Source organism: Bradyrhizobium sp. P2_E8 (genome assembly GCF_056403875.1).
The window spans coordinates 1-4,369 of record NZ_JBFUES010000668.1; the positions used below are offsets into that span (position 1 = coordinate 1).

Annotated in this window: 3 protein-coding genes; all 3 read right to left on the bottom strand. The window is 63.2% G+C overall.

Features of this window, described 5'->3' with window-relative positions; translation table 11 throughout:
- On the bottom strand, positions 1 to 1,743 hold a 1,743-nt coding region (locus tag AC1D00_RS29135), incomplete at its 3' end, for a DUF3141 domain-containing protein (protein ID WP_477013040.1).
- Between the two features lie 63 nt (positions 1,744 to 1,806).
- On the bottom strand, positions 1,807 to 2,898 hold the full coding sequence (locus AC1D00_RS29140) for an AI-2E family transporter (RefSeq protein WP_477013041.1): 1,092 nt from the start codon (positions 2,896 to 2,898) through the stop codon (positions 1,807 to 1,809).
- A 350-nt stretch (positions 2,899 to 3,248) separates the two neighbouring features.
- Positions 3,249 to 4,196 carry an ABC transporter substrate-binding protein gene (locus AC1D00_RS29145; protein WP_135178394.1) on the bottom strand — a complete coding sequence of 316 codons (948 nt, stop codon included), beginning with the start codon at positions 4,194 to 4,196 and terminating at the stop codon, positions 3,249 to 3,251.
- Positions 4,197 to 4,369: the final 173 nt, after the last annotated feature.

Sequence of the window (4,369 nt, forward strand, 5' to 3'; positions counted from 1 at the left end):
CGACAGCTCGGATTTCGGATCGATCCCGAGCGCGGCCTGCACCGCCGGCGAGCCGTAGAGATTGAGAAAGATCGTTTCGCTCAATGCCTCCTGTGCGTCACGCCAGCTGTCGAGTGCGTGAACGATCTGCTTGGACACCTGCTCCTGAAATGCAAGGAACGGATTGTCCTTGGCGACCGGCTTGCGGTTGTCCTCGATCGCGTCAGCGGCCGACTTCACAGCCGTCATCCACGGATTTTGGCTGCTGAGCGCCTCATACTGAAGCCGCAGCGGGTGCAGGTGGCGCATCGTCTCTGCCATTTGCGGTGTGACCAGCTTCTTGATCCAGGGCTGGGCGAACTTCTGGTAGGCGGCGAGGTTGAGTTCCGAGACGCGTTTGGCGGCAGCGAAGCGCCGCTCGTCCTCGGGCGAATTGCCGCCCATGGCGCGGATGTCGTCGAGCGTCCGCGCCTCGCACCGCATCACCCACTGGCCGACCACGAGGTCGGAGCTCGTTGTCTCCTCGCCCTTGGCTTCGAACGTGGCTTCATAGAGACCGGGCGGCAGCACGTCGATCAGATCGATGTTGCTCGAGAACTCCGCGTGTTCTTTCTTGGCGACGCCGCCGGAGACGAAGATACCGAGATGCCCAACGCTCTCGTGAACGGTGTAGACGATCGTCTGCCCATAGGCCCTGATCTCGTCGACGTCGGCGTAGCAATCGAGGATCCAGTCCAGCGCCTGTTGCGGCGGCGTGACGTTGTCGCCCTCGGAGCAGAACACCAGGATCGGCGACCTGATGTTGCGCAGGTCCACCTTCTGGCCGTCGGACATCTCGATTTTGCCGGCAGCGAGATTGTTGCCGATGAAGAGCTCATCGACGATGAACTGGATTTCCTCGGCATTCAGGTTGACATGGCCGCCCCACCATCGCTCGAATTCGAGATAGCGGTTCGCCTCGGTATCGACCTTGGAATAGACGTTGTACTGCTTGGTCCACAGGGTGTTCGATGGATTCTGGTTCTCGAAGTTCTGCACCAGCCAGGCGCCGTCGAACTTTCCGGCGCCGAGATCGCTGGTCATCGCGGTGAGCCAACTTCCACCCAGAAGGCCGCCGGAATAACGCATCGGATACTTGCCGTGCACGCCGGCCCAATAGGCGAGCGGCGCACCCGCGATGATCAGCGGCCCGAACAGTTCCGGCCGCAGTGACGCCAGGATCATGACGGCCCAGCCGGCCTGGCAATTGCCGATCACGCAAGGCTTTCCGTCGGCGTCCGGATGACGGCTGATGACCTTTTCGATGAAAATGGCTTCGGCGCGCGCGATGCGTTCGATGGTCTGACCGGGCATCGGCTCCGGCAGGAAGCCGATGAAGTAACAGGGATGCCCGGCCTTCATCGCGACGCCGATCTCGCTATCGGCCTTGAAACCGCCGATGCCCGGGCCATGGCCCGCGCGCGGATCGATCACGACAAACGGCCGTCGCCTGAGATCAATCTCCACGTCCTTGGGAGGGATGATACGGACCAGCGCATAGTTGACCGGCTCGTCCAGCTGACGGCCGTCCATAATCAGTTCGGCGGCATACTGCAGGACATGCGGCGCCGTCTGTGCGACGTGCTCCCGGTATTGATCGCCGCGCTGACGCATGATGTCCAGGAACAGCACACTCCGCTGGCTCGCGTCGACCATGTATTCCACGGCCGAAGCGACAAGTCCGGACAAGGGGCCGCCTGGCAGGTTTGGCTTTTCCATCGACATACTCCGCCTCGTCGTCGCGCGAGTTCATCCAAGGCGCTCCGAGGCGTCCGACATTGATTTAGGTCAACGGTCGATGGTCGCTTGCGGCGCCGCGCCGGCGCGATCGGTCCTGATCCAGGCCACGGCGAGCTCCCAGGACACCGACAGGATGATGGGTCCGATGAAAAGGCCGAGGATTCCGTGGCCGATCGTGCCGCCGATCACGCCGATCAGGATGACGAGCGTCGGCGTTGTCAGGCCGCGTCCCATCACCATTGGTTTCAGTATATTGTCGAGAATGCTGACGATTCCGAGGAACAACGTCAGCATTAATGCGGTAGTGACGTCCTTGTCGGTCCAGATCCAGATCATCACAGGGAGCATGATGATAGCTCCGCCGATCTGCACGATGGAGAGCAACAGCACCAGGAGCGCGAGCAAGCCGGCGATCGGAATGCCCGCCAACTTGAAGCCGATACCGGCCAGCAGCGCCTGAATGACGGCGATGCCGATCACACCTTGGGCTACCGCGCGGATGGTCGCGCCTGCGAGATCCAGGAAGTGCTCGCTCTGCTCGGGCACGATCCGCGACAGGAAGCTCCTGCCCGCCGCCACGAGCTGCGGTCCATAGGGAAACAGGCAGCCGGCGGCGACGACCGACAGCAGGAATTTGACGGTGCCCACGCCGGCATCGCCCACAATGCCGAGGAGCGTACCGGCGAACGGCTTCAGATACGGCGCAATCCGTTGCAGGACCGCGCGGAGATTGGTCGAGGCCTGATCCCAGAACTCGTAAAGCGGTGCGCCGATCAGCGGCCAGGTCTTGATCGCGGCGGGCGGCGAAGGAATCGCCAGATCGCCTGCGGCCAATTCGTCGGCAAAGTCCTTGACCCCGTCCACCGCACCCAAGCCGAGCCACGCCGCCGGCCCAATGACAATGGCGAGGTTAACGGCCGTGAGAAGCACCGCGGCAAGCTTCGTCCGGCCACCGAGGATCTTGGCGAGGAGGACGAAAGCCGGATTGAGCGCGACAGCAAGCACGAGGGCCCAGACCAGAATCGTCACAAACGGGCGGATCAGATAGAAGGTCCAGACAATCAACAGAGCCAGCAATCCGAGTCGGATCACGAGCTGGATCACGTCCTCTCCGGTGAGAAGCTGGCGAAGTGTCTTCAAGGCGGCGTCCAGATCTGGTCTAAAGGGAGCGTAGCCGGCGCTTCGACGTTGCGATCTTGATCTGGATCAAGCACCCGGGCGGATACGGCGACCTGCTCGGCTGACGTCGGGCATGATCAGAGCCCAACCTGCCTGCACGGGAGCCGCGATGTCCGAGGTCGCCAGCTGCAGTGCGTCGGCCTGACAGTTCGGCCTGCATTATTGAAGCTCGACGCCAAGTGCGGAAAACCCCTGCCGGGCCTTCCCGGCAGGGGGCTGTCTTGCAGCGCGACCAGGGAGGCCTCGGACGCACAACCATGCACCATCCGAGCGCCACCGACCGATATGTCCCCGCGAAAGATGCAGAATGGCTACTGCGACCGATCCGACGTCCACCCCTTGTACTCGGCGACATTGTCCCGGGTCACAAGCTTCGACGGCAGGAGTTCGACGGTCGAGGCCGGCTTCTGGCCACTGAGAATGCCGACACCGACCTGCACGGCGCGCCGCGCCATGAAGAACGGGTCCTGTGACGCCGAAGCCTGGATCTGCGGCGATCCGGGATCCTTCAGTGCGGCCTCGATGTCGGGCGCACCGTCCACCGCGGTGATGACGATGCCGGTGCGATTTTGCTGGCGCGCCGCGAGGTCGGTGCCGATCGCCTGCGGATCGTTGATGGCGAAGATCGCGTCGATCTTGGGGAAGCGGGTCAGATAGCCTTGTGCGACGGTGAGGCCGCCTTCGCGCGAGCCCTTGCCGTCCTGGTCGCTGGACAACACCTTGATGCCCGGATTCTTCGAGAGGACGTTCTTGCAGCCGACGACGCGGTCGATCACGGCGGAGACCTGCGGCCCGTTCTCGATGACGACGTCCCCCTTGCCGCCCAACTTGTCCACGATGTACTGGCAGGAAATCTCGCCGGCCTGGACGTTGTTCGTGGTCACGGTGGCATCGGCGCCTTCGGCCGCGGTGTCGACCGCGACGACGACGATGCCCGCCGCCTGCGCCTTCTTGATCGCTGGCCCGATCGCCTTGGGGTCGCCGGGGTTCAACAGGATCAGGTCGACGCCGGCGGCGATGAAATTGTCGATCTGGGTGACCTGCTTGCCGAGGTCGTATTCGAACCCAACCGTGGTGACCTTCACATTGGGATTGGCCTTCTTGGCCTCGAACTCGGCGCCCTTCGACAGTGCGACGAAGAACGGGTTGCCCAGCGAGCCGAGCGAGACACCGATCGACTTGAGCTCCTTGGCGAAGCACGGCGCGGTGCTTAGGGCAAGCGCCGTCGCGGCGCCGGCGAGCGTGATCGTCTTCAACATTGGCTTCCTCCCTGGTCTGTCTTCATCTCCGGCACGGCTGACCAGTTGCCGTACCGGAATCTCACATCGAACTGCCCGCACTCAGGTGCGCGCCGAGCCTTTCAAGTCCTCGCGGAGCCTTGCAACCGGTAGCGGTCCAGCGCCACGGCGCCGATGATCACCAGGCCCTTGAT